This is a genomic window from Pantoea graminicola (genome assembly GCF_048452665.1).
In the GTDB taxonomy this organism is placed as follows: domain Bacteria; phylum Pseudomonadota; class Gammaproteobacteria; order Enterobacterales; family Enterobacteriaceae; genus Pantoea.
In genome coordinates, this window is record NZ_JBLWSJ010000004.1 from 24,898 (window position 1) to 51,120 (window position 26,223).

Genomic DNA, 26,223 nt, shown 5'->3' on the forward strand with positions numbered 1-26,223 from the left:
TGAGTGAGAAACGATGACTCTGAACCTGGTAAGTGAGCAGTTACTGACTGCTAACGGCATTAATCAGCAGGACCTATTTTCCCTGTTAGGGCAGCTTTCAGAACGTCGTCTGGATTATGCCGATCTCTATTTTCAGTCCAGCTTCCACGAATCCTGGGTGCTGGAAGATAAAATCATCAAAGATGGCTCATACCATATCGATCAGGGTGTGGGCGTGCGCGCGGTCAGCGGAGAGAAAACCGGCTTCGCCTATGCGGACCAGATTACGCTGAATGCGCTGCGTCTCTCGTCTGAAGCGGCGCGCAGCATCGTGCGCGAGCAGGGCAATGGCAAAGCCCACACGCTCTCTGCCGTGATGAACCGCTCACTCTATCCGGCGGTCGATCCGCTGAGCAGCCTGACGCGTGAAGAGAAAATTGCCCTGCTGCATCGCGTCGATAAAGTGGCCCGCGCCGAAGATCCGCGCGTGCAGGAGGTCAATGCCAGCCTGACCGGCGTCTACGAACAGGTGCTGGTGGCAGCCACCGACGGCACGCTGGCCGCCGATGTGCGACCGCTGGTGCGACTCTCTGTCAGCGTTCAGGTGGAAGATCAGGGCAAGCGCGAGCGCGGTGCCAGCGGCGGCGGTGCGCGTACCGGCTATGCGTTTTTCCTGGCGGATGAGAATGGTGAAGTCCGCGCTGACGCCTGGGCGCGGGAAGCGGTGCGCATGGCGCTGGTGAATCTCTCTGCGGTCGCCGCGCCAGCCGGTGCCCTGCCAGTGGTGCTGGGTGCGGGCTGGCCTGGCGTCCTGCTGCATGAAGCGGTCGGTCACGGTCTGGAAGGCGATTTCAACCGTCGCGGCACCTCCGTCTTCAGCGGTAAAATCGGTCAGCAGGTTGCGTCTGAACTCTGTACGGTGGTCGATGATGGCACCCTTGAAGGGCTGCGTGGATCGCTGGCGATTGATGATGAGGGCGTGCCGGGTCAGTACAACATGCTGATCGAGAACGGCGTGCTGAAAGGCTACATGCAGGACAAGCTGAATGCGCGACTGATGGGCGTCAGCCCGACCGGCAACGGCCGTCGTGAATCCTATGCGCACCTGCCGATGCCGCGCATGACCAACACCTACATGCTGGCGGGTAAATCCTCACCGCAGGATATTATCGAAAGCGTGGATTATGGCATCTATGCGCCAAACTTTGGCGGCGGTCAGGTTGACATCACCTCCGGCAAATTTGTCTTTTCTACCTCAGAGGCCTATCTGATCGAGAAGGGCAAAATTACTAAGCCGGTTAAGGGTGCCACGCTGATTGGTTCCGGTATCGAAGCGATGCAGCAGATCTCGATGGTGGGTAATGACCTGGCGCTGGACAAAGGCGTCGGCGTCTGCGGCAAAGAGGGACAGAGCCTGCCGGTCGGCGTCGGTCAGCCGACCCTGAAGCTCGATAAACTGACCATCGGCGGCACTGCCTGATGTGACCTCCGCAACCTGCCGCCCGGCGGGTTGCGGAACGGTTACCCGCACGCTTCCGGCAGGCAATGGACCGGCTGAAAGCGCAGGGAAGAAACGTGCATCTCAGTAAAAGATCCTCTGCCGCTTTCCGGCGCTTCGCTGGACTGGTTTCAACGCCTGCGCGGGCAGAGGTTTTCAACGCCCTTCTGTCAGCTTTTACGATGCAGCTGATACTGCTCAGCCACCTGTTCAAAATAGCCGGTCAGATAATCGATACAGACCTGCACCTTCAGCGGTAACTTATCCTTCTCGGTGTAAAGCGCATAGACCGGACGCGGGTCAGACTGATACTGCGGAAACAGAATATCGATCTCGCCCGCGGTAATCTCATCGATCACCCACATCATCGGAACATAGGCGATGCCATTGCCCGACTTCAGCCAGCGCAGCAGCGTCAGCGAATCGTTGGTGACAAAGCGGCCCTGCGGTGCCAGGCGCGTCACTAATCCTTCCGGCGCAATCAGCTCGAAATTGTTGTCGGGCCGCACGCTATATTCCAGCCAGGAGAAGTTATCGATATCACCCGGCTTCTCCGGCGTGCCATGCTGTGCCAGATAGCTTTTTGCGGCGCACACCACCATCGGCATCGCGCCAAGACGCCGGGAAAAGAGGCTGGAATCTTTCAGCGCGCCGACGCGGATCACCAGGTCCAGCCCGTCGGCGATCAGGTCCGGCGCCGGTACGCCGGTGACCAGGTTCACGCTCAGCCCCGGATACTCCCGCAGCATTTCGCTGGTCATCCCGGCTAACACGTTTTGCGCCATGGTCGAGGAGCTGCCAATCCGCAGTACGCCAATGGGCGTATTGTTAAACGCATAGAGCTGTTCATGCACCTGCGTCGCTTCCGCCAGCATCCGGCGGCAGCCCTGATAGTAGATTTTGCCCGCCTCGGTCAGCCCGATACTGCGGGTGCTGCGATTCAGCAGCTTGACCTGTAGTGCATCTTCCAGTCTGGCGACGATCTGACTGATTGAGGAGACGCTCAGATGAAGCTGACGCGCCGCAGCAGTGAACGAACCCAGTTCGACCACCCGGGCGAAAACGGACATACCTTTCAGTCGTTCCATTGTTTACTCTGGCTTAAAAGTGATTTAGATCACATTCTGTAGAAAATGGTTAGTAATGCACGTTATTATAAGCGCGCCGGGGTATTTCCCGGTGATTCTTCATTGCCTGATACCCCTCGATGATACGCTATTATTAAGCCAGCTGCGGTTCCGATAGCGCTGGCAGAGGGTTTTGCTGTGGCATCTGCAGAAGGCAAAGGCGTGTCCCGGCAAGGTCGAACTAAGGATTTCTGATGAGTGTGCTTCCGGTATTTGTCATGTTTGGGCTCTCTTTCCCGCCCGTTTTCATCGAACTGATTATTTCACTCATGCTGTTCTGGTTAGTGAAACGCGTGCTGACGCCGAGCGGCATCTACGATCTTGTCTGGCATCCGGCACTTTTTAATACAGCGCTTTACTGCTGTGTGTTTTACCTTGTCTCCCGTTTATTAGTCTGAGGTTTAAGTGAAAGCACTCATAAGAAAAATCGCGCGTTACGCGATTACGCTCCTGCTGGTCATCATCGCAGTGGTTATCATCTTTCGTGCCTGGGTCTTCTATACCGAATCCCCCTGGACGCGTGATGCACGTTTCGCGGCTGACGTGGTGGCGATCTCGCCCGATGTCACCGGCCTGATCACCGATGTACCGGTTCATGATAACCAGCTGGTGAAGAAGGGCGATACGCTGTTTGTGGTGGATCGGCCGCGCTATCAGAAAGCGCTCGCGCAGGCTCAGGCGGACGTTGAATATTACCAGGCACTGGTCAGCGAAAAACGCCGTGAAGCCGGACGTCGTAATCAGCTTGGCACCTCGGCGATGTCGCGCGAAGCGATTGAACAATCCAACAACGATCTGCAAACCAGCGAACATCAGCTGGCGAAGTCGATGGCGACACGCGATCTGGCGGAGATCGATCTGGAGCGCACCAACATCAAAGCGCCATCCGATGGCTGGGTCACTAACCTGAACGTCTATCAGGGCGAGTTCATCACCCGCGGCTCCGTGGCGGTGGCGCTGGTTCAGCAGCACTCCTTCTATGTGCTCGCTTACCTGGAAGAGACCAAACTGCACGGCGTGGAGAAGGGCTTCCGGGCCGAAATCACGCCGCTCGGCAGTAACATAGTACTGCGCGGCACGGTTGACAGCGTGGCTGCCGGCGTGACCAACAGCAGCAGCTCGGTCGACAGCAAAGGGATGGCGACGGTGGACTCCAACCTGGAGTGGGTCCGACTGGCGCAGCGTGTGCCGGTACGTATCCGGCTGGATCAGCAGCCTGGCAATCGCTTCCCGGCGGGCACCACGGCGACGGTGGTCATCACCGGGCAGGGGGATCGCCAGCCTGAACAGGTTTCGCCGCTGGTCCGTCTGCTGAATCGCCTGCGTGAGTTTGGTTAAGAGGGCGATATGATCGAGTTCCTGCGGTTCCCGGTAAAACTCACCTTCGCGCTGGTTTTAGCGCTGATGGTGGGCTTCCACCTTAACCTCGAAACGCCGCGCTGGGCGGTGATGACCGCCGGGATTGTGGCGGGCGGCACCGCCTTTGCTGCGGGGGGGGACCCCTATTCAGGGGCGCTGCGCTATCGCGGTGTTTTGCGTATTATCGGGACCTTTATCGGCTGTATCGCCGCGCTGACCATCATGATCGCCACCGTTCGGGCGCCGGTCGTGATGCTGCTGCTGTGCTGCATCTGGGCAGGGCTCTGCGTCTGGCTCTCCTCGCTGATCAAGGTCGAAAACTCCTACGCGCTGGGACTGGCAGGCTACACCGCGCTGATTATCGTGGTGACGGCGAACGCCAGTGGCGGGCTGACGCTGGTGCCCCAATATGCGGTCGAGCGTTGCAGCGAGATTGTGCTCGGCATCCTGTGCGCCATCCTGGCCGATATGATCTTCTCGCCCCGTTCAATCAAAAAAGTGATCGATGCAGAGGTCGATTCGCTGCTGGTGGCGCACTATCACCTGCTGCAGCTCTGCGTCGCCCACGGTGATAAAGAGGAGGTGGACAAAGCCTGGAGCGCGCTGGTCCGGCGTACCACGGCGCTGAACACCATGCGCAGCCAGCTGATGATGGAATCCTCCCGCTGGAAGAACAGCCATCGCCGTTTGCAGATGCTGAATACGCTGTCGCTGACGCTGATTACCCAGGCCGCCGAAACCTTTCTGATCCAGAACTCCCGCCCTGACTACATCCCGCCTCAGTATCGCCTGATGGTTGAGAAGCCCGCCACCACGGTAGAAGAGGTGCACAAGCGGATGAAAGTGATGCGACGGGTGATGGGCGCCAGCGACAAAACGACGCCGGTCACGCTGAGCAGCTGGGTCGGTGCCGCCACCGAATATCTGCTGCTGATCAACGGCATTAAAAGCAACAGCCGGATTACCTCCCTGGAAGAGACGATTCTGCAGCGCGAAGTCGTGATTCAGGCGCGTTCTGCGGAGACACATCATGCGATGATCAACGGTATCCGGACCTTTGTGGCGACCGCGCTGGGTTCGCTGTTCTGGCTCTACACGGGATGGACCTCCGGCAGCGGCTGCATGGTCATGCTGGCGGTGATCACCGCGCTGGCAATGCGTATGCCAAACCCGCTGATGATGGCGAAAGACTTCCTCTACGGCATGACGGTCGCGGTTCCGCTGGGGGCGTTCTATTTTATGTATGTCCTGCCCGCCACGCAGCAGAGCGCGCTGCTACTCTGCATCGCCATCGGGCTGCTGGGTTTTATTGGCGGCATCTTTATCCAGCGGCGTCAGCTCGGTACACTCGGCGCACTGATTGGTACGCTCAACGTGCTGGTGCTCGATAACCCGATGCAGTTCCACATCAACGTCTTTCTCGACAACGTGCTTGGCCAGGTTATCGGCTGCTTTGTGGCGATGATGGTGATCCTGCTGATCCGCGATAAATCGAAAGCGCGCACCGGCCGTAAACTGCTGAACCGCTTTATGTATGCGGCCGTATCGGCGATGACCACCAATCAGGCGCGTCGGCGCGAAAACCATCTGCCGGCGCTCTATCAGCAACTCTTCCTGCTGCTGAACCTGTTCCCCGGCGATATCAATAAATACCGTATCGCCTTAACGCTGATCATCGGCCATCAGCGGTTGCGGGACGCGGAAGTGCCGGTCAATGCCGATCTCTCAGCGTATCACCGGCAACTGCGCTACACCGCAGATCGGGTGATCGCCGCCAGCAGCGATGACAAGCGGCGTTACTACTTTGAACGGCTGCTGAAAGAGCTGGCGGTCTATCAGGAAAAGCTGGCCCATTACGAGGCACCTGAAAGCGTTACGGAGCCGGTAAAACGGCTGGCGCTCATGCTCGACAAATATCAGAACACCCTCATCCAAATCTGAATCTGGCCGCTGCGACCGGCAGCGGCCCGTCCAATCTCCGCCCGTCATAAAACCTGCTGCTTTTGCCAACTATACTCTCTGGACGGAAGCGTAAAACTGACAGGAGCGAATCAATGAAATCACTGCAAGAGAGCGAACTGTTCCGGACCGGCTATTTAGCGGATGGCCAGTGGCATCAGGCAGCCTCCACCTTCGACGTCACCAATCCGGCGACCGGCGAGGTGATTGCGCAGGTGGCAAAAGCGGGTAAAACGGAAACGGAACAGGCTATCGCCGCCGCAGAGCGCGCCTTTCCCGCCTGGCGGGCGCTCACCGCAAAAGCACGCTCTGAGATCCTCACACGCTGGTACCAGCTGATTATTGAGAACAAACGCTGGCTGGGCGAGCTAATGACCCTGGAACAGGGCAAGCCTGTGAAAGAGGCGGAAGGTGAAGTCGAGTATGCCGCCAGCTTTATTCAGTGGTTCGCCGAACAGGCAAAACGGGCCAACGGTGAGATCATTCCGCCCGCGAAACCAGGCTCGCGTATCCTGGCCACCCGCGAACCGATTGGCGTGGTGGCGGCCATTACGCCGTGGAACTTCCCGATGGCGATGCTGACCCGCAAGCTGGGGCCGGCCCTGGCCGCAGGCTGCACCGGCATCATCAAACCTGCCAATAACACGCCGCTCTCCGCCTTTGCGCTGCTGGCGCTGGCGAAGCAGGCGGGCGTACCGGATGGCGTGCTGAATGCGGTGGCCGGTGACACTCACGCCATCAGTGACGCGATTATGGCCAGCCACGTAGTGCGCAAAATCTCATTTACCGGCTCGACGCAGGTGGGCAAGCTGCTGATGCGCAATGCCGCCGAAACCATGAAAAAAGTGTCGATGGAACTGGGCGGTAATGCTCCCTACATCGTGTTTGAGGATGCTGACATTGATGCCGCCGTACAGGGCGCGATCGCTAACAAATTCCGTAACGCGGGCCAGGTGTGCGTCAGCGTGAACCGCTTTTACATTCACAATGCGATCTATGATCGTTTCACGCAGCAGCTGGCGGCCGAGGTCAACAAGCTGAAAGTCGGTAACGGCATGGAAGAGGGCGTGATCGTCGGCCCCCTGATCGACGCCCCGGCGGTGGAAAAGGTGGAGCAGCACGTCAAAGACGCCGTCGCCAGAGGCGGCAAATTACTGGCGGGGGGCGAACGCCATGCTCTGGGCGGCAACTTCTGGCAGCCCACGGTGATCGCCGAAGCCCACGAAGAGATGCAGCTCGCGCAGGAGGAGACGTTCGGCCCGGTGGCAGCCTGTTTCCGTTTTGATGATGAAGAGGATGTCATCCGCCGCGCCAATGCCACGCCGTTCGGTCTGGCCGCCTACTTCTATACCCAGAATCTGCAACGGGTGTTCCGCGTCTCAGCGGCGCTGGAGAGCGGCATGATCGGCATTAACGAATGTGCCGTTTCAACCGAGCTGGCCCCCTTCGGCGGCGTGAAAGAGTCGGGGCTGGGCCGTGAAGGTTCGGTACTGGGGATGGAGGAGTATCTGGAAGTCAAAACGCTCCATCTGGGCGGTTTGGGCTAACGGACAGAAACGGGCGGCAGAGGTCGCCCGCAGACGGAGCATGGGAGCGGTCAGCATGAAAATCGAGCGTTTTGATTTTAATGAAATTGTCGATCAGGTCCATTTCTTCCGCCAGTTCAGCGAGCGATTTGCGCTGGAAGAGCGCCGCATCTGCGATCTGGATGGATTATGGGATGTGGTGACGGGCGACCTGTTACCCATGCCGCTGGAGATTGAATTTATCAATCTGGGCAGGGGGCAGCGACGGCGTTATGGTGCGCTGATTCTGTTGTTCGATGAAGCGGAAGAGGAGCTGGAAGGGCAGCTTCACTTTAACGTCAGATAAAAAAAGGCCCCGGAGAGCGGGGCCAAAGGGTTCGTCATTATTCTGACGAGGAATTACTTATAAAGCTGTGCGGTGATGTGGTAGTTGTCACCGGTACGCGCCTCAATCACTTTGTAGGCGCTGGCACCCTGCGCATCGGCTTTCTGAGAAAGCTCAGCACGGTAATCCATTGGCGCACCCGCTGTGCCACTGATGGTCACGGTTCCCGCAGGCTGCAGATTCTGAGTCTGGTCGCCGGTTACCAGCTGCGCGGCAGATGCGCCGAACGCCATAACGGAAAGCAGGCTGACTGTAGCGATGGTTGTTTTGATATTCATGTTCGTCTCCTCAATATATTCAACAACCTGCGGTTCATCGTAAAGGCGGGTCGTCGATATTTTCAACGCCGTTCAGGCGTCATCATGGTCGGTTATTTGTAAAGTTCAGCGGTGATATGCCAGGTGTTATCCTGGTTGTTTTCAATGATCCGATAGTGACCGGCACCCTGGGCATCCGCTTTCTCTGACAGCACCTGACGGACGTGCGTCTGGTCGCCATTACGGCCACTGATGCTGATGGTCTGGTTCATCGACTGCAAACCCTGCGCTTCCTGATTAGTCACCAGGCTGGCAGCGCCTGCACCCATTGAGATCAGGGAAAGGCCAAGGGCGGCGATAGCTAATTTCATTTTCATAATCAACTCTCCTGCAATATCTGTTTCTGCTTCCGCTCTCCGGCACGGCAGTGTGCGTGTCTGACAAGAGAGGCGGGCTTAATCGGGCTACGTCTTAGTTATAAAGCGCGGCGGTAGCGTGGTAGTTGCCGTTGTTATAAGCCTCAATGACGCGATAGGCTTTTGCGCCCTGCTGATCGGCTTTGTCACTGAGCTGCTGACGGATATCCATTGGTGAACCGGCAACGCCGCTGACGCTGATGGTGCCTGCAGGCTGCAGATTCTGCGCCTGGGCAGCATCGATAGATTCTGCTGCTACAGCGCCAAATGAAAGAGCGGAAAGGATACTCAGAGTGGCGATGGTAGTTTTAACGTTCATAGATATTTCCTCGTCGTCTATTTTTATCTTTCTGGTTTGTGTGATTTGCGTCACGAAAAGAAGTATAGAACTAATAACGAGAGAAATTAATATCCCGCTAATAATGTTTTTTTGTGATACTTTATCCTTATGGCTACTTTTAATAACTCAACGTTATAAAAAACGTTTAAAAAATAGCCTTTTCGCCGCTTTTAAGTGCAAAAACAGTGATATAGATCACTTTAACTTTTAGTGCGAAATGCAGGGGTGTTTCAGGCTGGGGTTTGATCTGGATCCGGGCAATGGTGCCGGATTAATGTTGTAAGGCAGCGTAAAATAGCGCAGAAGGCGAAGCAGAAGATGATTTCTGCCCACAGGCGCCGTAATTAAAGCGGTCTGTGGTGCAGGGCCAGGCGGGCAAACCGGAAAGCCGTGGTAAGGCGCGGGAAGCTGACGGCCAGGTCTGTACCGGAAGCCGTCAGTCTGCTATCAGAGTTCCTGCTCAAACAGGTTGAGAATGGCGCTGTGCAACTGCTTCACCGTAAAGTCGCGCGCACGGGTAATAAAAATCGTGTCATCACCGGCAATCGTTCCCAGAATCCCTTCCGATTTACCCAGCGAATCCAGCAAGCGGGCAATCAACTGCGCGGCACCAGGACTGGTATGGATTACCACCAGGGCGTCATTGTAGTCGATATCCAGTACCAGATTTTTCAGCGGGCTGGTGGTGGTCGGTACGCCAAGTTCTGCCGGCAGACAGTAAACCATCTCCATCTTGGCATTGCGGGTACGCACCGCGCCAAACTTCGTCAGCATGCGTGAGACTTTGGACTGATTGATATTCTCAAAGCCCTCATCCTGCAGCGCCTGAACAATCTCGCCCTGGGAACTGAATTTTTCTTCTTTTAATAAGGCTTTGAAAGCCTTGATCAGATCGTCTTGTTTAGATGGGTTTCGCATAGGTTACCAATATATAGAGTGAATAACCGCGCATCCGCCCGCGGCAGAGTGGTGATTATGCATTTAAATGCATTTTTATGCAATCGTTCGATTGGTGAGCGGGGTTCGGGCGGCTGGCGGGCGGCGATAATAGCAAATAAATCCGCTCAGACCAAAACCCCCGTCACAGCCGCAGAAAGCGAAGGTTGCAAAGTTGTTATATTATTGGTGGTGTAGTAACAGAAAACGCACGCAGCCGTTCTCTGTCTGACGACGGCAAGGTTGTCGGTCATTCAGGCGTAATGATAAGTAACTTTTGAATCCGGAGATTAAGTGCGAAAGCACGTAGAATTAACAGCGGATAATTATCATCGCCTGAGCAGTTGATTAAGGTCTGACACAGATAGAATTTCGGCCCATCTCTGCCCCACCTTAATAAGGAGTTAAGAATGAAAGTTGCCGTTCTCGGTGCCGCTGGCGGCATAGGCCAGGCGCTCGCACTTCTGCTCAAAACCCAGCTTCCTGCAGGTTCAGAACTCTCACTGTATGACATCGCGCCGGTTACGCCTGGCGTTGCCGTTGATCTCAGTCATATCCCTACTGCCGTCTCCATTCAGGGATTCAGCGGCGAAGATGCAACACCGGCTTTACAGGGCGCAGACGTGGTATTGATCTCCGCCGGTGTCGCCCGGAAGCCCGGTATGGATCGCGCAGATCTGTTTAATGTGAATGCCGGCATCGTTCGCAACCTGATTGAACAGGTGGCCACGACCGCACCGAAGGCGCTGATTGGTGTCATTACCAATCCGGTTAATACCACCGTGGCTATCGCGGCAGAAGTGCTGAAAAAGCACGGCGTCTACGACAAAAATCGTCTGTTCGGTGTCACAACGCTGGATATCATCCGTGCCAATACTTTTGTGGCGGCGCTGAAGGGCAGGCAACCTGACCAGGTTGAAGTCCCGGTTATCGGCGGGCACTCCGGCGTGACGATCCTGCCGCTGCTGTCTCAGGTTAATGGCGTCAGCTTCAGCGATCAGGAGGTTGCCGATCTGACTAAGCGGATCCAGAACGCCGGAACAGAAGTGGTGGAAGCCAAAGCGGGTGGCGGATCGGCGACGCTGTCGATGGGTCAGGCTGCTGCCCGTTTCGGTCTGTCTCTGGTACGCGCGCTGAATGGCGAGCCGAATGTGGTGGAGTGTGCCTATGTGGAAGGCGAAGGCGAATATGCACGCTTCTTCTCACAGCCGCTACTGCTGGGTAAAAACGGTATTGCGGAACGCAGGCCGATTGGCACGCTGAGCGCGTATGAGCAGCAGGCGCTGTCGGGCATGCTGGAGACGCTGAAGAAAGATATTGCTCAGGGTGAAGCGTTCGTTAAGCAGTAACGCACTCCACAGCGTGAAAACGCCCGGCTCAGCCGGGCGTTTTGCGTTACAGACCGCCAGATTTATAGGCGCGGGCAGCCGGTGTGCCGTTGCTGGCAGGCAGCTTCTTACCCAGCGTTTCCATACGCATCTGGAAGGGCGGGAACGGCATCTCAATACCGTGCTGATCGAACCCACGCAGAATCAGTTGATGCAGTTCATGACGCAGCGGCATCCGGTGTCCCATCTCTGCGGCATGTACGCGCAGTTCAAACAGCTGAATACCCTGCTGCAGATCCACAAGGAAGGCTTCCGGCTGTGGGGTGTCCAGCACATAGCTGCAGCGTTCGGCCGCCTGTATAAGAATGGTGGTGACCTCTTCACTGCTGACTTTAGCCGGGGCCGGGATAGTCAGTACCACGCGCGTGACCGAATCGGACAGCGACCAGTTGATAAACTGCTCCGTGATAAAGGCTTTGTTCGGCACGATAATCTCTTTGCGGTCCCAGTCGGTAATGGTGGTCGCGCGGGTATTGATCCGGGTGATACTGCCGGTCAGGTCACGGATCGTTACGGTGTCGCCGATACGGATCGGTTTTTCAAACAGAATAATCAGACCAGAGATAAAGTTGGCAAAAATCTCCTGCAGACCAAATCCCAGTCCCACACCGAGTGCCGCAACCAGCCACTGCAGCTTCGACCACTCAATCCCGATCATCGAGAACCCAATCAGCCCGCCAACCAGCAGCAGCAGATACTTGGTCAGGGTCGTGATGGCGTAGCCTGTGCCGGGTGTCAGATTCAGGTGCTGCAGCAGCGCCAGTTCAAGCAGCGCGGGCATATTGCGCACCAGCTGGGTAGTGATGATAAACACCAGAATGGCAATCAGCACCGCTCCCAGGGTGATTGGCTGGATCGACTCCACACCCTGCACGGACGTACTGACATCCCACAATTGAATATTCTCCAGGAAGCCAAAGGCGGAGTGGATTTCCGACCAGAGCACAATCACGGAAACCAGGGCAATCAGCGTCAGGATAGAACGCACCAGCCGCAGTGACTGGGCGCTGATCGCATCCAGGTCGATCACCGGCTCTTCGATTTCAATCGCATCGGTGTTCTGAGTGCCTTGCTCTTTCTCTTCTTCGCTGCGCGCCCGATTGGCCAGCATATCGGCGCGGCGCTGACGGGCGCGGTCAAAGCCGAGCCGGCGACGCTGAATCAGCATCCAGCGCCGGATGATGTAGTAGATGACCAGCAACAGGAACCAGATGGCGACGGAGGTTTCCAGACGCGCCAGCAGCGCCTGCGCGGTCGCCAGATATCCCACGGCGGAGGCGAGGGCGGCCATCAGCGGCATGGCGATCATCAGGTTCCATAGCATCCGGTTGACCATGTTCTCGCCGTTCCCCTCTTTATCGAGGTAGAGCGGAATACCGGAACGCTTCAGGCTCACGGTGACAATACTGATTGCCCCACAGATCAGGATAAAGCAGAGACGGCCCAGCGATGCAGAGAACTGGCGATCTTCCAGATTCCCTAAGGCGATCAGCAACATGATCAGCGGCACAATCAGGCCGATGCTCAGCGAATAGTAGCGCATGGCGCGCGCCACCCGGTTCTGCGGCCAGCGGAAATGCACGATAAACAGGCCGTTGGGCCGGGCAAAGGCGGCGCTGATCATAAAGACCCACAGCAGGGGTAGTGTGGCGGTAATGCCATCACCAATCGCCACGGCAATAGGGTAGGGCCAGGCGTTCTGCAGGCCATAGCCCAGCGCCCCCCACAGCACCGGCAGCGGCAGCGCCACCAGAATCGACCAGAACACCGTACGGATGGTCAGGCGGAAGCGATCCTGCGTGACCTTACCGACTTTACTGGCGGAGCGTTCGAGAAATGCATTGAAGTGACGGCGTGAGCTGATACTGAAACCGACCAGCAGCAGCGCGCCAATAATCGGCAGCACCGAATGGCGGCTGGTAAACATCATCGCCATCGCTTTGCCGAGCTGACCCAGGGTGTCCAGCGACAGCAGGCGGGAGAGATCTTTCGCCAGATCCAGCGGGTAGCTCAGGCTGATCGGGCTGACATCGGCGGTCCAGAACAGGTAGCGGTGGGTTGCATCCTTGACCTCGGTCAGCGCGTCCTGCAACTGAGTGTTGCCGACTTTCAGTTTGGTGATCTCCAGGATCAGCGTGTCGCAGCCGGAGATCAGAGAGTTAAGCAGCTCACGCTGGGTGCGGAGCTGGGCATCAAGAATACGTTTCTGATCGGCCGTGTAGGCCTGACCATCGGCCTGGTGTCCTTTACGCAGGGACTCCTGGCGCTCCAGCAGATCTTCGTAGTAAAGACGCTGCACGCGAAGCTGCGCCATCTCATTGTCAATCTGCTGCGATTTCGGCATCTCCGGCAGACGCGCAACCTGCGCGCGCAGCGCTTCCCCCAGCAGGTTCGAGGCGCCCAGCCACTGCGACTGTTCGCGCAGGGTAGAGAGCGCCTGACGGACCTGAATAATCTGGTTGGTGGCAAGGCGCTGCTGCGACGCCACCAGATCCATGCGCTGCGCCTGCTGATTCAGCGCACCAGAGAGTTCGCGGTTGACCCGGAACTGATCGCTGATCGCCGGCGGCAGATCGCCACTGTTTTCGGCCAGCTGTTCGGTGCGCGCCAGCGCAACTTCCGCCTCACGCTGCCGCTGGTCGTTGAGCTGATTGCGCAGCGCCTGCAGATAGTTATCCAGCTGCGTCGCTTTACGCTGATGGACCTCTGCGCGCATCCGCGCCAGCTCCTGACGGTTGTTGGCTGAAAGCTGCGCCAGTTCGAGTTCATCGACGCGCGCTTTGTTGGCGGCGTTTTCAGCCTGGCGGGCCGCCAGTTGCAGCTGACCCTGAGGCGAACTGCTGCTGACGCCCTGTAAGCGGCGTTCGCTCTCTGTCATCGCCCGGCGGGCGTCGGTCTGCTGCTGGGGCAGCTGAGATAAGGAGTCACTGATCTCCCGCGCCCGATCCTGCTCCTGTCGCGCCTGACGACCCTCCTCCAGCAGCTGACTGCTGACCTGCAGGATCTCCTGATCCAGCTCGGCGCTGCTCATATTGCTGCGCACGGTTTTCCCGCTGTCGCTCAATGCGGCAATCTGCTGACGCAGTTCACGCGCCAGACGCGGGAAATCGTCAATGACCTGCTGATATTGCGCGGCGCGCTCCAGTGATTCATCGCGTTCAGAGAGGAAATTCAGGGCAGCTTCGATCGTCTGGATCTGCTCCGCCTGCGTCGGGGAGCTTTTGGCCGATTTGATCTCTTCCAGCTGCTGTTTAAGCTGGCTGGCGTCAGGAAGGCTGGCCGCAGAGGCCGGGCTGCTGAGCCAGAGGCTCAGCAGCAGGAGGAGAATCGGGCGCACAGAGGACTCTCAATTTAGTCAGTAATGACGTCAGACATGTCCGTGGCGACCGGCAGCGCAATTGCCAGCGGCTGGCCGAGACGGGTTTTGCTTTCCGCTTCCAGGCTTTCCGCCAGTTTGACGCGGCCTGGTGCGAACAGGTTGATTACAGTCGAGCCGAGTTTAAAGCGGCCCATCTCCTGACCTTTCAGCAGGACCACCGCGCCTTCATCTTCGGCTGCCGGATAGTGCCAGCGTTTAATCACCCCTTCACGCGGCGGCGTGATAGTGCCCGCCCAGACGGTTTCGATGCTGCCGACGATGGTGGCACCGACCAGGATTTGCACCATCGGGCCGATATCGGTTTCAAAGTAGCAGATCACGCGCTCATTGCGGGCAAACAGGTTCGGGATATTACGCGCGGTCAGTGGGTTGACCGAATAGAGGTCGCCAGGCACATAGATCATCTCGCGCAGGATACCGTTGCACGGCATATGGACGCGGTGATAGTCGCGTGGTGCCAGATAGGTGGTGACGAATTCGCCCTCCACAAAGCGGGCTGCCATGCGCTCATCGCCCGCCAGCAACGCTTCCAGGGAGTAGTGATGACCTTTAGCCTGGAAAATCTGGTCGCCGTCAATGTGACCGAGCTGGCTGATCGCGCCATCTGCGGGCAGGGCGATCAGGCTGGCATCGGCATCGACCGGACGCGCGTCATCTTTCAGCGGACGCACGAAAAAGTCATTAAAGGTGCGATAGCTGGCCGTGTCAGGCTTACGTGCCTCTGCCATGTCTACCTTGTAAAACCAGACAAAGATGTCGATGACCAGTTTGGTTAACCAACCACCGCGGCGACTGGCGCCCCAACCGGCAAGTTCAGTCAGCCATTTCTTCGGGAGAATATGATTCAAGCCGAGTTTTAAACGATCAAACACCTTAGCCTCCTGGCTATTTATGACGTTGTAAAAAAGGGGGCGGATTGTAGCAGTGCCCCGTTCAGATCGCGACTATATCCGATTTCCGGCACGCTGCACGTTCCGTGTGCACGACTGGAATGCACTTCGCAAAATGCAGCGGCTGGTGGGCGCAGAGGCGGTTATACCGGTTAACTCTCACCGTCAGGGAAATTTTTACGCGTTTTTACCTGTGCCATGCTCTCCAGGATACGGTGGTAGTTATCGAAACGGGAGCGGTTAATTTTTCCCTCTTCAACCGCTTCGCGAATGGCGCAGCCCGGATCGCTGCCGTGCTTACAGTCTCGGAATTTACATGCGCCCAGGAAGGCGCGGAACTCGACAAACCCACGGGTCACCTGTTCCGGCTCCAGATGCCATAAACCGAACTCACGCACGCCCGGTGAATCGATCACGTCGCCGCCGTGCGGGAAGTGGTAAAGCCGGGAAGCGGTGGTGGTGTGCTGGCCCAGGCCTGAACCGTCGGACACGTCGTTGGTCAGGATAGCGGCCTGCTCATCTTTGTCGAAGCCGAGCAGGGCATTCAGCAGGCTCGATTTGCCGACGCCCGACTGTCCGGCAAAGATACTGACGCGGTCGGTGAGCGCCGCTTCCAGAGCGTCCAGACCATTTTTCGCCCGGCTGGAAACCATGACCACGCGATAGCCAATCTGGCGATAGATATCCATCTGCTGGTCAACACGGAGACGCGCAGCCTCATCCAGCAGATCGGTTTTGTTCAGGACCAGCAGCGGTTCGATCTCCAGCGTTTCGCTGGCTACCAGGTAACGATCGATGATGTTCAGCGACAGCTCTGGCAGGATGGCGGAGACGATAATAATCTGATCGATGTTTGCCGCCATCGGCTTTACGCCGTCGTAAAAGTCGGGGCGGGTTAAGACGCTGGTGCGCTCGTGCACCGCTTCGACAATACCTTTGCCGCCGCTGGTTGCCGGACGCCACAACACCCGATCGCCTGTGACCAGCGAACGGATAGTACGGCGGATATTGCAGCGGTGGGTGACGCCTGCGCTATCCTCAACGTCAGCATGCATGCCAAAACGGCTGACAACGACCCCATCTGCAGCTTCACCAAACAGGTTGTCATCCGCTTCCGGACGCTCTCTGCGCTGGTTGAGACGGCGATCGTGGTTTGCGCTTACGCGGCGTTGTTGGCCCTTCGACAGTTTATTTTTACTCACTCACCCTCACAGCGTTAGCCAGATTTCGCCCGGCTGGGCAAAACGTCTATGATACACCTTATTCATTGTGAATGACGACTATAGCAACCGCAGGAAACAGCATGGCTACTGGAAATGAACAGAATCTGATCTGGATTGATCTTGAGATGACCGGACTCGATCCGACGCACGATCGCATTATTGAGATTGCGACCCTGGTGACCGACGCCAATCTTAACATTCTCGCGGAAGGGCCGGTTATGGCCGTTCATCAGTCGGATGAACAGCTGGCGCTGATGGATGAGTGGAATGTCCGCACCCACACCAACAGTGGTCTGGTGGCGCGGGTCAAAGAGAGCAAAATTGACGATCGCGCCGCGGAGCTGGCGACCATCGAATTTCTGAAGCAGTGGGTGCCCGCGAATAGCTCGCCGATCTGTGGCAATAGTATCGGGCAGGATCGCCGCTTCCTGTTTAAATATATGCCCGAGCTGGAGGCTTATTTCCACTATCGCTATCTGGATGTCAGTACGCTGAAAGAGCTGGCCCGCCGCTGGAAGCCCGAGATCCTGCCGGGCTTCAAAAAAGGCGGCACACATCAGGCGCTGGATGACATCCGCGAGTCCGTGGCGGAGCTGGCTTACTACCGCGAACACTTTTTGCAGCTTTAATCGCCGGGGGGTGCGCATGAAATCGCCAGGTTGACGATTAAATCGGCAAACGCGCAGAAAGCGAAAATTTTTGCTTTCAGAGGCTTGCAGCAGCAACGATTTCTCGTATAATGCGCACCCCGTACCGGTGAAGAATTTTGTAACGGTACAAGGCGCGGGAATAGCTCAGTTGGTAGAGCACGACCTTGCCAAGGTCGGGGTCGCGAGTTCGAGTCTCGTTTCCCGCTCCAGATTTAAGATGTAAGCAGTACCCTCTTTGCGGGAATAGCTCAGTTGGTAGAGCACGACCTTGCCAAGGTCGGGGTCGCGAGTTCGAGTCTCGTTTCCCGCTCCAGTTTTATATAGCAGTGCCCTTCTTATGCGGGAATAGCTCAGTTGGTAGAGCACGACCTTGCCAAGGTCGGGGTCGCGAGTTCGAGTCTCGTTTCCCGCTCCAGATTTAACATCACACTGTTTCAGTCAAAAATTGCGGCTGTTTTGCGTCGTAACGCCTTAATGGTTTCCTCAGGGTTATCCACAGCGCGACACCCCATTCTCAGCGCCCGTTAGCGCGATCTGCAAATCATTTCTGAACAGAGTTATCCACAGCTTTCTGTTTTAAGCGAAGCGCTAGTCTCATTATCAAATAAACACAACTTTTTTATAACCTTTTGATATTTTTGCTTTTGATAATATTTCAATTTGTTATCTGGCAGCAAAAACAGCGTCATTGCAGTTGAATGACAACAACTTTTTATTTTTATTCACAGCATGTGGAAAACGATAATCTGCGCCGGGCTGGTCATTCACGCATCACGCGGTAAACCTTTCTCAACGGCACGCACCAGCCGTTTCTGCTGGGCAGGCTGCACGTCGACAACGAGCTGTTCGCGTTTCTGCTGCTGCTGCGCGATCGCCCACTGAATATGTTCATCCAGCAATTCACTCTCGCCGAGACGCCGTTCCAGCACCGGCATGATGTCGGCCGACCAGGGCGCGTTACCCAGCGCGACGGCGATATTGCGCAGCCAGCGTAAATGTCCGATGCGCCGAATCGCCGAGCCTTCGGTGATGCGCAGAAACTTCGCTTCATCCCACTGAAACAGATCGATCAGCGCCGGCGCATGCAATGCGGCGCGTGGCGAAAAGTCGCTTTCGTCACTGAGCTGACCATAGCGATTCCACGGACAGATGAGCTGGCAGTCATCGCAGCCATAGATCCGGTTGCCCATCAGTGGACGAAACGCTTCCGGGATTGCGCCTTCCAGCTCAATGGTGAGATAAGAAATACAGCGGCGGGCATCCACAACGTAAGGTTCTGTGATGGCGCCGGTGGGGCAGATTGTCATGCAGGCGACACAGCGGCCACACTGCTCCGGCTGCGGCGTATCCACCGGCAGCGGAATGTCGATCAGCAGTTCGCCGAGGAAAAACCACGAGCCCGCTTCGCGATTCAGAATCAGCGAATGTTTACCGGTCCAGCCAAGCCCGGCTTTCGCCGCCAGCGGGCGTTCCAGCAGCGGGGCGGAGTCGACAAAGGGGCGAAAATTAAGCTCGCCACAATGCGCCTGGATCATTTCCCCGAGCTTTTTCAGTCGATTGCGCAATACTTTGTGGTAATCGCGGCCTAACGCATAACGGCTGACATAGCCCAGACGGGGATTTTTCAGCGTGCTGGCAAAGGCGGCTTTGGCCGGAAGGTAGTTCATGCGAACGCTGATCACACGCAGCGTGCCGGGCAGCAGTTCATGCGGACGCGCCCGCATCATGCCGTGTCGCGCCATCCACGCCATCTCGCCATGATACTGCTTGTCCAGCCACGCCTGCAGACGCGGCTCTTCGGCACTGAGATCGGTGTCGGTGATGCCAACCTGCTGGAAACCGAGTTCGGCTCCCCACTGTTTAATCTGCTGTGCGAGTTGATGAAGATCGAGAGGGTATGACATGAGTGACCAGGATTCGAAGAAAAACAGCCGCAGTTTACCATATTCTGTCTGGCCTGCGCAGGCAGTGGCGCAGCTTGAGCAACAGGGGGCCGACGCACTCGGCATCACCCTGTATGAGCTGATGCTGCGCGCCGGGCAGGCGGCCTTTACGCATCTGACTGCGCACTGGCCGCAGGCCAGCCACTGGCTGATTCTGTGTGGTCACGGCAATAACGGCGGGGATGGCTATGTGGTGGCGCGGCTGGGGCAGGCGGCAGGCAAAACGGTGACGCTGCTGGCGTGCCAAAGTGACAGGGCGTTACCGGAAGAGGCGCAGCGGGCCCGCGATGCCTGGCTGGATGCGGGCGGTGCAATCCATGCGGCCGATGCGGTCTGGCCAGAGCAGGTCGATGTGATCGTCGATGCGCTGCTGGGCACCGGCTGCCAGCGTGCGCCGGACGAACCTTACGCCTCGCTGATCGCACGCGTTAATGCCCACGCTGCGCCGGTTCTTGCCATCGATATCCCGTCCGGCTTATCGGCCCGCAACGGCACGGCGCCCGGCGCGGTCATAGACGCCTGCCATACGCTGAGCCTGGTCGCGCTGAAGCCGGGACAGATAACCGGCAAGGCGCGTGACTACGTCGGCAAACTCTTCGCTGCCGATCTGGGGCTGGCCGCGTTTCTGGCGGGCGAGACGGCCCCCATCGCCCGTTACGACGCCAGCGTACTCTCCCGCTGGCTGAAACCGCGTAAGCCGACCTCGCACAAAGGCAGTCACGGTCGTCTGCTGGTGGTGGGAGGCGATGCCGGTACGGCCGGGGCGGTGCGCATGACGGCAGAGGCGGCGCTGCGCAGCGGCAGCGGATTAGTGCGAGTGCTTACTCACAAAGATAATATCATCCCGATTCTTACCGCCCGCCCCGAAGTCATGGTCGATGAACTGACCGACGAGCGGCTGACGGAGGCGCTGGCGTGGGCCGATGTCATCGCTATCGGCCCCGGTCTGGGCCAGCGTGAGTGGGGAAAGCGGGCGCTGAAGCAGGTCGCGGCCAGTGAAAAGCCGATGCTTTGGGACGCGGATGCACTTAACCTGCTGGCAATCAGTGCGGAGAAACGTCAGAATCGCATTATTACGCCGCATCCTGGCGAAGCGGCGCGTTTGCTGAATATTGAGACCAGTGAAATTGAGAGTGACCGCTTACATGCAGCGCAGACACTGGCGCAGCGTTACGGTGGCGTGGTGGTTCTGAAAGGTGCCGGTACACTGATTGCCAGCGAGCAGGGCGAAATGGCCTTTGCCGATGTCGGCAATGCCGGTATGGCATCGGGCGGAATGGGCGATCTCCTGAGTGGGATCATCGCCTCGCTGGCAGGCCAGAAACTGACGCTGTTTGACGCGGCCTGCGCGGGCTGTGTGGCCCACGGAGCCGCCGCCGATGCGGTCGCGGCGCAACGCGGAACGCGCGGTATGCTGGCAACCGATTTACTGGATCTCCTGTGGCAGTTTGTTAATCCTGAGATGAATAAAGAAGCATGAAGACCTGTGTTATCTCTTTGCCCGATGAGGCGGCTACGCTCAGTCTGGGCGCTCAGCTGGCGCGCGCCTGTGGCAGCGCGGCAGTCATTTATCTCTATGGCGATCTGGGGGCGGGTAAAACCACCTTCAGCCGCGGCTTTCTGCAGGCGCTGGGCCATCAGGGCAACGTCAAAAGTCCCACCTACACTCTGGTTGAGCCTTACACGCTGACCGACCGGACCCTCTACCATTTCGACCTCTATCGCCTCGCCGATCCGGAAGAGCTGGAATTTATGGGGATCCGCGACTATTTCAGCGGTGAGGCGATCTGTCTGGTCGAGTGGCCGCAGCAGGGGGCCGGATTCCTGCCGTCGCCCGACCTTACCTTAACGCTGCGCTATGTGGGCGAGGCGCGTGAAGCGGCGCTGACGGCACAATCCGCGTCAGGCCAGCAGTGGGTTGAACGGTTCAGCCAGGGCAGGGAACAGGCATGATGTCATGGATGAAAATCGCGCTGGCGTCACTGCTGCTGCTGGTTTCTGCTCCCCTGTTTGCCGCCACGCTGTCAGATATCAAAGTGGCCAACGGTGACAGCCAGGCAACCATCACCCTGAATTTTTCCGGACAGCCGGTCTATGGCTATTTCCCGCTGCACAACCCCGATCGCGTGGTGCTCGACGTCCGTCAGAGCGGTGTGGTGCAGGGGTTACCGCTGAACTTCAGCGGTGAGAACATCGTCAGGCGCATTCGCAGCAGTACCCCAAAGGACAAGCAGAGCGTGCGGCTGGTGTTTGAACTGACCCAGGCGGGGAAAACCCGGGCGGTCACTCAGCGCGACGGCAACAACTACAGCGTGGTCTTTACCATTACCGGTAAAGCGCCGGTGGTGACGCGCAGCGAGCCCGCACCGGTCATCGCCCCGACGCGCGTGCCGACCCCGAGTGCCGCCGCGGCCAATCCGTTTAATGCCAATCCGGTGACCTCGGTGACCAGCACGGCCAGCACCGTGCGCCCCGGCAGTCGCGTCAGCCAGAATGACACCGTGATTGTGGCGATAGATGCCGGCCATGGCGGCCAGGATCCGGGTGCTATCGGCCAGCGCGGGTTAAAAGAGAAGAACGTAACGATTGCGATCGCCCGAAAACTGCGGGTGCTGCTGAATAACGATCCGATGTTCAAAGGCGTGCTGACACGCGATGGCGACTATTTTATCTCAGTTATGGGCCGTTCCGATGTGGCGCGTAAAGCCAACGCCAACGTGCTGGTGTCGATCCATGCGGATGCGGCCCCAAGCCATGCGGCGACCGGCGCGTCAGTCTGGGTGTTATCAAACCGTCGCGCCAACAACGAGATGGCTAACTGGCTGGAGCAGAAAGAGAAGCAGTCTGAGCTGCTGGGCGGTGCAGGAGACCTGCTGGCGAACAGCCAGGCCGATCCTTATCTCAGTCAGGCGGTACTTGACCTGCAGTTCGGTCACTCGCAGCGCGTTGGCTATGACATCGCGCAGAAAGTCCTGCAGCAGCTGCGCGGCGTTACCTCGCTGCACAAGCGTCTGCCTGAGCACGCCAGCCTTGGGGTCCTTCGCTCGCCGGACATTCCTTCTCTGCTGGTGGAAACCGGCTTCATCAGTAATTCCTCGGAGGAGCGACTGCTAGGCAGTAGCGCACACCAGGATAAGATTGCGCAGTCGATCTATAAAGGTCTGCGCACTTATTTCCTGGCGCACCCGCTGCAATCCATCCCAAAGGAGGAAAACCTGCCGCTGGGCTCGTCGCCAGCGGTGAGCGTCGCCAGTAATCCGGCGACCGGGGTGACGCAGTATACCGGCGTGACTCAGCGCCATACCGTTACGCGCGGGGAGACGCTCTCCGGCATCGCCGCGAAATATGGTGTCAGCATGGCCACGCTGCGTGAGATGAACACCCTGAAGCGTGATGTGGTGTGGGTCGGCCAGCGGCTGAAAGTCCCGGCCAGTGCGGCCGCCAGCCGGACCACCCGCGCCGCGCCGCGCGGTATGGTTCGCCATAAGGTCGTCGTCGGCGATTCCCTGACCGGGATTGCGGCGCACTACGGCGTCAGCCCGAAAGCCATAATGCAGACCAATAATCTGAAGTCGACCAACGTCATGCTGGGGCAGAACCTGAAAATTCCTGCATCCTGATTGTGTGCCCGGCCGCTGCGCCGGGCTGTCAGCTAAGAGGATATCCACGATGCCGATACAAATTTTACCGCCTCAGCTGGCAAACCAGATTGCAGCGGGTGAAGTGGTTGAACGTCCTGCCTCGGTTGTTAAAGAGCTGGTGGAGAACAGTCTGGATGCGGGCGCAACGCGCATCGATATCGATATTGAGAAGGGCGGCGCGAAGCTGATCCGCATTCGTGACAACGGCTGCGGCATCGTGAAAAGCGAGCTGGCGATGGCGCTGGCCCGACACGCCACCAGTAAAATCGCCTCGCTGGACGACCTGGAGGCGATCATGAGCCTGGGCTTCCGGGGTGAGGCTCTGGCCAGTATCAGCTCGGTCTCCCGTCTGACGCTCACCTCCCGCACTGCCGATCAGAGTGAAGCCTGGCAGGCTTATGCCGAAGGGCGCGATATGGCAGTGACGGTCAAACCGGCGGCACATCCCTGTGGCACCACGCTGGAGGTGCTGGATCTGTTTTACAACACGCCGGCACGCCGCAGATTCATGCGCACCGAGAAAACCGAGTTCGGGCATATCGACGAAGTGATCCGTCGCATTGCGCTGGCACGTTTTGATGTCGCCCTGTCACTGAGTCACAACGGCAAAATGATGCGCCAGTATCGCGCCGTCAACGAAGAGAGTCAGCGCGAACGGCGGCTGGCCGCAATTTGCGGCACCACCTTTATGCAGCACGCGCTGCGCATCGACTGGCAACACGACGAACTTGCGCTGCGCGGCTGGGTAGCCGATCCGGCCGGGTCGCGCCAGGTGACCGAGCTGCAATACTGCTATGTTAACGGCCGGATGATGCGCGATAAGCTGATTAACCATGCTATCCGCCAGGCCTTCCAGACCCAGCTTCAGGATGATCAGCAGCCCGCCTACGTGCTCTATCTGGAGATCGATCCCCACCAGGTGGATGTCAACGTCCATCCGGCCAAGCATGAAGTCCGGTTCCACCAGTCGCGCCTGGTGCATGATTTTATCTATCAGGGCGTAGTCAGCGTGCTGCAGGCGATTGCGACACCCGCGCTGCCTGCGCTGAAGGCTGAAGAAACCGCTCCGCGCTGGCAGCCCGAAAACCGTCAGGCGGCTGGCGGCAACCATTTCGCCCAGCCTGCGTCGTCACCCGGGGAGCGCAAACCGTCTGCCCCCGCCCGGGACACGCCGCCCGCTGCGGCACCGGCCTGGCAGAATAAAGAGAACCTATACCGGCAGCGTGAAGGGGCGGTGTACCAGCAGCTGCTGAAAACGCCCGTCGACAGCGCGCCGCCGCCGGGCGCGCGTGAGCCTGAACCGCGCCGGACCGAAAAGGCTTCGCCGCTGGCGGCCCATGCGCAGAGTTTTGGCCGGGTACTGACCGTGCTGCAGCACCACTATGCGCTGCTGGAACAGGATCAGACGCTCTCGCTGATGGCGCTGCCGGTGGCGGCGCGCTGGCTGAAACAGGCGCAGCTGGAACCGGGCGAAGAGGGGCTGAAACCGCAGCCGCTGCTGATTCCCGTGCGGCTGAAAATGGCCAAAGATGAACGCGAGGCGGCCCGCAAAAATAGCAGCCTGCTCAATCAGATGGGCATCGAACTTCAGGCCGATGGCGACCACGTCACCCTGCGCGCAGTGCCTTTACCGTTACGAACACAAAATTTACAAATCTTGATTCCTGAGCTGTTAGGCTATCTCGCCCGGCAGCAGGAGAACTCTGCGACGCAGCTGGCCCGGTGGCTGGCGCGACAGCAGGATACAGAGTCCTCCAGCTGGAATCACTCACAGGCGATTAACCTGCTGGCTGAGCTTGAACGGCTCTGCCCACAGTTACTGAAATCGCCGCCTTCAGGCTTATTACAGCCCCTAGAGATTGAGAGCGCGGTGAACGCGTTGAAGCATGAGTGAATTAAACCAGGCTGGCCGGCCAAAGGCTATTTTTTTGATGGGACCCACGGCATCTGGCAAGACGGCATTAGCCATCGAGCTGCGTAAGCAGCTACCAGTGGAACTAATCAGCGTCGATTCCGCCTTAATCTATCGTCAGATGGATATTGGCACGGCGAAACCGTCGGCTGAGGAGTTAGCCGTGGCGCCCCATCGCCTGCTCGACATTCGCGATCCCGCAGAGGCCTATTCGGCTGCGGAGTTCCGGCGCGATGCGTTAGCAGAAATGGCGGAGATCGTTGCAGCCGGACGAATACCGCTGCTTGTTGGTGGAACCATGCTCTACTTCAAGGCGTTACTTGAAGGATTGTCGCCGCTGCCCCCGGCCGATCCGGAGGTGCGTCAGCAGATAGAGCAAACGGCGCGTGAAAAAGGCTGGGAAGCTTTGCACCGCCAGCTGTGTGAAATTGACCCGGTTGCCGGCAGTCGTATTCATCCGAATGATCCGCAGAGACTTTCGCGAGCACTGGAAGTTTTTTTTATTTCGGGTAAAACTTTAACGGAACTGACTAAAACATCCGGTGAAGCGTTACCCTACGACGTGTACCAGTTTGCCATCGCCCCCGCGAGTCGCGAACTGCTGCACCAGCGCATCGCGTTGCGTTTTGAGCAGATGTTGGCGTCAGGATTTGAAGCGGAGTCTCGGGCCCTGTTTGCACGAGGTGATTTGCATACGGACATGCCTTCCATCCGGTGTGTCGGTTATCGTCAGATGTGGTCTTATCTGTCAGGCGAAATCGATTATGACGAGATGGTTTATCGGGGAATTTGCGCAACCCGGCAGCTTGCTAAGCGACAGATGACATGGTTACGTGGCTGGGAAAATGTTCACTGGCTTGACAGTGACGAGCCCCGGCTGGCGCGTGATACAGTGTTACAGGTTCTTAGTGCGAAGCATGGGTGATTGTGTACAATTGATGGGTTATCGTGCGCAAATTTTTACGCAGTTTTTTCAGAACCATAGGTTCTACGAGCAACAAACAACAAGCATATAAGGAAAAGATAGAATGGCTAAGGGGCAATCATTACAAGACCCGTTTTTGAACGCACTGCGTCGTGAACGTGTTCCGGTTTCGATTTATCTGGTTAACGGTATTAAGTTGCAGGGTCAGATTGAGTCATTTGATCAGTTCGTCATCTTGCTGAAAAACACGGTAAGTCAGATGGTTTATAAGCACGCCATTTCTACCGTTGTGCCTTCGCGCCCGGTTTCTCACCATAGCAATAATACCGGTGGCGGCAGCAACAATTATCATCACGGTGGCAGCAACACACCTGCACAGCCACAGTCACAGCCACAACAAGACGGTGACCACGCAGAATAACGCGTCGCCGTACAGCCAGGTGCGGAGAACAGCGGTTTTCCGTCCTGGTCTTTTATTAAGCGAGGTTAT

23 protein-coding genes and 3 tRNA genes are annotated in these 26,223 nt (G+C 57.8%); 17 read left to right on the forward strand and 9 right to left on the reverse strand.

What is annotated here, in order from left to right:
- The first annotated feature begins 13 nt into the window (after positions 1-13).
- Complete coding sequence (gene tldD, locus ACNY69_RS10720) at positions 14-1,459, forward strand: metalloprotease TldD (RefSeq protein WP_111139670.1); 1,446 nt, start codon at positions 14-16, stop codon at positions 1,457-1,459.
- A gap of 188 nt (positions 1,460-1,647) precedes the next feature.
- On the opposite strand, the gene aaeR is transcribed toward tldD, so the two are convergent.
- A complete protein-coding gene (gene aaeR / locus ACNY69_RS10725) occupies positions 1,648-2,565 on the reverse strand; it encodes an HTH-type transcriptional activator AaeR (RefSeq protein WP_111139669.1) in 918 nt (305 codons plus the stop codon).
- A 233-nt stretch (positions 2,566-2,798) separates the two neighbouring features.
- On the opposite strand from aaeR, the gene aaeX reads away from it, so the two are divergent.
- The 5 genes from aaeX (at position 2,799) to ACNY69_RS10750 (ending at position 7,794) form a co-directional block, all read left to right on the forward strand.
- Positions 2,799-3,002, forward strand: a complete 204-nt coding sequence (gene aaeX, locus ACNY69_RS10730; RefSeq protein WP_003855277.1) for a p-hydroxybenzoic acid efflux pump operon protein AaeX — start codon at positions 2,799-2,801, stop codon at positions 3,000-3,002.
- A gap of 7 nt (positions 3,003-3,009) precedes the next feature.
- Complete coding sequence (aaeA, locus tag ACNY69_RS10735) at positions 3,010-3,942, forward strand: p-hydroxybenzoic acid efflux pump subunit AaeA (protein ID WP_367395869.1); 933 nt, start codon at positions 3,010-3,012, stop codon at positions 3,940-3,942.
- A gap of 9 nt (positions 3,943-3,951) precedes the next feature.
- Positions 3,952-5,904, forward strand: coding sequence for a p-hydroxybenzoic acid efflux pump subunit AaeB (gene aaeB, locus ACNY69_RS10740; RefSeq protein WP_293774364.1), 1,953 nt, complete (start codon positions 3,952-3,954; stop codon positions 5,902-5,904).
- Positions 5,905-6,017: 113 nt separating this feature from the next.
- Positions 6,018-7,469 carry an NAD-dependent succinate-semialdehyde dehydrogenase gene (locus ACNY69_RS10745; RefSeq protein WP_111139666.1) on the forward strand — a complete coding sequence of 484 codons (1,452 nt, stop codon included), beginning with the start codon at positions 6,018-6,020 and terminating at the stop codon, positions 7,467-7,469.
- A 55-nt stretch (positions 7,470-7,524) separates the two neighbouring features.
- Positions 7,525-7,794 carry a barstar family protein gene (locus ACNY69_RS10750; protein WP_418798285.1) on the forward strand — a complete coding sequence of 90 codons (270 nt, stop codon included), beginning with the start codon at positions 7,525-7,527 and terminating at the stop codon, positions 7,792-7,794.
- Positions 7,795-7,847: 53 nt separating this feature from the next.
- Here the strand turns inward: ACNY69_RS10750 and yhcN (ACNY69_RS10755) are convergent, their stop codons facing one another.
- The 4 genes from yhcN (ACNY69_RS10755) to argR form a co-directional block, all read right to left on the reverse strand.
- A complete protein-coding gene (yhcN, locus tag ACNY69_RS10755; RefSeq protein ID WP_111139665.1) occupies positions 7,848-8,111 on the reverse strand; it encodes a peroxide/acid stress response protein YhcN in 264 nt (87 codons plus the stop codon).
- 92 nt (positions 8,112-8,203) lie between these two features.
- Entirely contained in the window at positions 8,204-8,467 is a 264-nt protein-coding gene (locus ACNY69_RS10760) for a YdgH/BhsA/McbA-like domain containing protein (RefSeq protein WP_111139664.1), read from the reverse strand.
- 94 nt (positions 8,468-8,561) lie between these two features.
- A complete protein-coding gene (yhcN, locus tag ACNY69_RS10765) occupies positions 8,562-8,825 on the reverse strand; it encodes a peroxide/acid stress response protein YhcN (RefSeq protein WP_111139663.1) in 264 nt (87 codons plus the stop codon).
- Positions 8,826-9,293: 468 nt separating this feature from the next.
- Complete coding sequence (argR, locus tag ACNY69_RS10770) at positions 9,294-9,764, reverse strand: transcriptional regulator ArgR (protein ID WP_009087485.1); 471 nt, start codon at positions 9,762-9,764, stop codon at positions 9,294-9,296.
- Positions 9,765-10,192: 428 nt separating this feature from the next.
- Between argR and mdh the strand changes: the two genes are divergently transcribed.
- Positions 10,193-11,131 carry a malate dehydrogenase gene (gene mdh / locus ACNY69_RS10775; RefSeq protein ID WP_293774372.1) on the forward strand — a complete coding sequence of 313 codons (939 nt, stop codon included), beginning with the start codon at positions 10,193-10,195 and terminating at the stop codon, positions 11,129-11,131.
- A gap of 46 nt (positions 11,132-11,177) precedes the next feature.
- Here mdh and mscM read toward each other — a convergent pair whose 3' ends face one another.
- From mscM to rsgA, 3 genes are all read right to left on the reverse strand, one after another.
- Positions 11,178-14,507 (reverse strand): miniconductance mechanosensitive channel MscM, encoded by a 3,330-nt coding sequence (gene mscM, locus ACNY69_RS10780; RefSeq protein ID WP_367395868.1) that lies wholly within the window; start codon positions 14,505-14,507, stop codon positions 11,178-11,180.
- A 14-nt stretch (positions 14,508-14,521) separates the two neighbouring features.
- Positions 14,522-15,421: an archaetidylserine decarboxylase gene (gene asd / locus ACNY69_RS10785; protein WP_111139660.1), complete on the reverse strand. Its 900-nt coding sequence runs from the start codon at positions 15,419-15,421 to the stop codon at positions 14,522-14,524.
- Between the two features lie 170 nt (positions 15,422-15,591).
- A complete protein-coding gene (gene rsgA, locus ACNY69_RS10790; RefSeq protein WP_367395867.1) occupies positions 15,592-16,641 on the reverse strand; it encodes a small ribosomal subunit biogenesis GTPase RsgA in 1,050 nt (349 codons plus the stop codon).
- 101 nt (positions 16,642-16,742) lie between these two features.
- Here rsgA and orn point away from each other — a divergent pair, with 101 nt between their 5' ends.
- The 4 genes from orn to ACNY69_RS10810 all read left to right on the forward strand — a co-directional run bounded on the left by orn (position 16,743) and on the right by ACNY69_RS10810 (position 17,727).
- Entirely contained in the window at positions 16,743-17,291 is a 549-nt protein-coding gene (orn, locus tag ACNY69_RS10795) for an oligoribonuclease (protein WP_293774378.1), read from the forward strand.
- Positions 17,292-17,445: 154 nt separating this feature from the next.
- Positions 17,446-17,521: transfer RNA gene (locus ACNY69_RS10800), tRNA-Gly, on the forward strand.
- Positions 17,522-17,549: 28 nt separating this feature from the next.
- A tRNA-Gly gene (locus ACNY69_RS10805) sits at positions 17,550-17,625 on the forward strand.
- Positions 17,626-17,651: 26 nt separating this feature from the next.
- Positions 17,652-17,727 (forward strand) — tRNA-Gly (locus tag ACNY69_RS10810).
- A gap of 349 nt (positions 17,728-18,076) precedes the next feature.
- Here the strand turns inward: ACNY69_RS10810 and queG are convergent.
- On the reverse strand, positions 18,077-19,216 hold the full coding sequence (gene queG / locus ACNY69_RS10815; protein WP_418798291.1) for a tRNA epoxyqueuosine(34) reductase QueG: 1,140 nt from the start codon (positions 19,214-19,216) through the stop codon (positions 18,077-18,079).
- Here queG and nnr point away from each other — a divergent pair.
- From nnr to hfq, 6 genes are all read left to right on the forward strand, one after another.
- Positions 19,215-20,735, forward strand: coding sequence for a bifunctional ADP-dependent NAD(P)H-hydrate dehydratase/NAD(P)H-hydrate epimerase (gene nnr, locus ACNY69_RS10820; RefSeq protein WP_418798293.1), 1,521 nt, complete (start codon positions 19,215-19,217; stop codon positions 20,733-20,735). The genes queG and nnr overlap by 2 nt on opposite strands.
- Positions 20,732-21,208: a tRNA (adenosine(37)-N6)-threonylcarbamoyltransferase complex ATPase subunit type 1 TsaE gene (gene tsaE, locus ACNY69_RS10825; RefSeq protein ID WP_111139655.1), complete on the forward strand. Its 477-nt coding sequence runs from the start codon at positions 20,732-20,734 to the stop codon at positions 21,206-21,208. Before nnr ends, tsaE begins: the two co-directional genes overlap by 4 nt.
- Complete coding sequence (amiB, locus tag ACNY69_RS10830) at positions 21,205-22,875, forward strand: N-acetylmuramoyl-L-alanine amidase AmiB (RefSeq protein ID WP_418798295.1); 1,671 nt, start codon at positions 21,205-21,207, stop codon at positions 22,873-22,875. The genes tsaE and amiB overlap by 4 nt, the downstream gene beginning before the upstream one ends.
- Positions 22,876-22,924: 49 nt before the next feature.
- A complete protein-coding gene (mutL, locus tag ACNY69_RS10835) occupies positions 22,925-24,790 on the forward strand; it encodes a DNA mismatch repair endonuclease MutL (protein ID WP_293774388.1) in 1,866 nt (621 codons plus the stop codon).
- On the forward strand, positions 24,783-25,733 hold the full coding sequence (miaA, locus tag ACNY69_RS10840; RefSeq protein WP_293774390.1) for a tRNA (adenosine(37)-N6)-dimethylallyltransferase MiaA: 951 nt from the start codon (positions 24,783-24,785) through the stop codon (positions 25,731-25,733). Before mutL ends, miaA begins: the two co-directional genes overlap by 8 nt.
- Positions 25,734-25,836: 103 nt before the next feature.
- On the forward strand, positions 25,837-26,154 hold the full coding sequence (gene hfq / locus ACNY69_RS10845; RefSeq protein ID WP_111139211.1) for an RNA chaperone Hfq: 318 nt from the start codon (positions 25,837-25,839) through the stop codon (positions 26,152-26,154).
- Positions 26,155-26,223: the final 69 nt, after the last annotated feature.

Excerpts from the sequence above, each read along its gene's own strand:
- tldD (WP_111139670.1), top strand. The coding sequence starts at position 14 with ATGACTCTGAACCTGGTAAGTGAGCAGTTACTGACTGCTAACGGCATT.
- aaeR (WP_111139669.1), bottom strand. The coding sequence starts at position 2,565 with ATGGAACGACTGAAAGGTATGTCCGTTTTCGCCCGGGTGGTCGAACTG.
- aaeX (WP_003855277.1), top strand. The coding sequence starts at position 2,799 with ATGAGTGTGCTTCCGGTATTTGTCATGTTTGGGCTCTCTTTCCCGCCC.
- aaeB (WP_293774364.1), top strand. The coding sequence starts at position 3,952 with ATGATCGAGTTCCTGCGGTTCCCGGTAAAACTCACCTTCGCGCTGGTT.
- ACNY69_RS10745 (WP_111139666.1), top strand. The coding sequence starts at position 6,018 with ATGAAATCACTGCAAGAGAGCGAACTGTTCCGGACCGGCTATTTAGCG.
- ACNY69_RS10750 (WP_418798285.1), top strand. The coding sequence starts at position 7,525 with ATGAAAATCGAGCGTTTTGATTTTAATGAAATTGTCGATCAGGTCCAT.
- yhcN (WP_111139665.1), bottom strand. The coding sequence starts at position 8,111 with ATGAATATCAAAACAACCATCGCTACAGTCAGCCTGCTTTCCGTTATG.
- ACNY69_RS10760 (WP_111139664.1), bottom strand. The coding sequence starts at position 8,467 with ATGAAAATGAAATTAGCTATCGCCGCCCTTGGCCTTTCCCTGATCTCA.
- yhcN (WP_111139663.1), bottom strand. The coding sequence starts at position 8,825 with ATGAACGTTAAAACTACCATCGCCACTCTGAGTATCCTTTCCGCTCTT.
- argR (WP_009087485.1), bottom strand. The coding sequence starts at position 9,764 with ATGCGAAACCCATCTAAACAAGACGATCTGATCAAGGCTTTCAAAGCC.
- mdh (WP_293774372.1), top strand. The coding sequence starts at position 10,193 with ATGAAAGTTGCCGTTCTCGGTGCCGCTGGCGGCATAGGCCAGGCGCTC.
- orn (WP_293774378.1), top strand. The coding sequence starts at position 16,743 with ATGGCTACTGGAAATGAACAGAATCTGATCTGGATTGATCTTGAGATG.
- nnr (WP_418798293.1), top strand. The coding sequence starts at position 19,215 with ATGAGTGACCAGGATTCGAAGAAAAACAGCCGCAGTTTACCATATTCT.
- queG (WP_418798291.1), bottom strand. The coding sequence starts at position 19,216 with ATGTCATACCCTCTCGATCTTCATCAACTCGCACAGCAGATTAAACAG.
- tsaE (WP_111139655.1), top strand. The coding sequence starts at position 20,732 with ATGAAGACCTGTGTTATCTCTTTGCCCGATGAGGCGGCTACGCTCAGT.
- amiB (WP_418798295.1), top strand. The coding sequence starts at position 21,205 with ATGATGTCATGGATGAAAATCGCGCTGGCGTCACTGCTGCTGCTGGTT.
- mutL (WP_293774388.1), top strand. The coding sequence starts at position 22,925 with ATGCCGATACAAATTTTACCGCCTCAGCTGGCAAACCAGATTGCAGCG.
- miaA (WP_293774390.1), top strand. The coding sequence starts at position 24,783 with ATGAGTGAATTAAACCAGGCTGGCCGGCCAAAGGCTATTTTTTTGATG.
- hfq (WP_111139211.1), top strand. The coding sequence starts at position 25,837 with ATGGCTAAGGGGCAATCATTACAAGACCCGTTTTTGAACGCACTGCGT.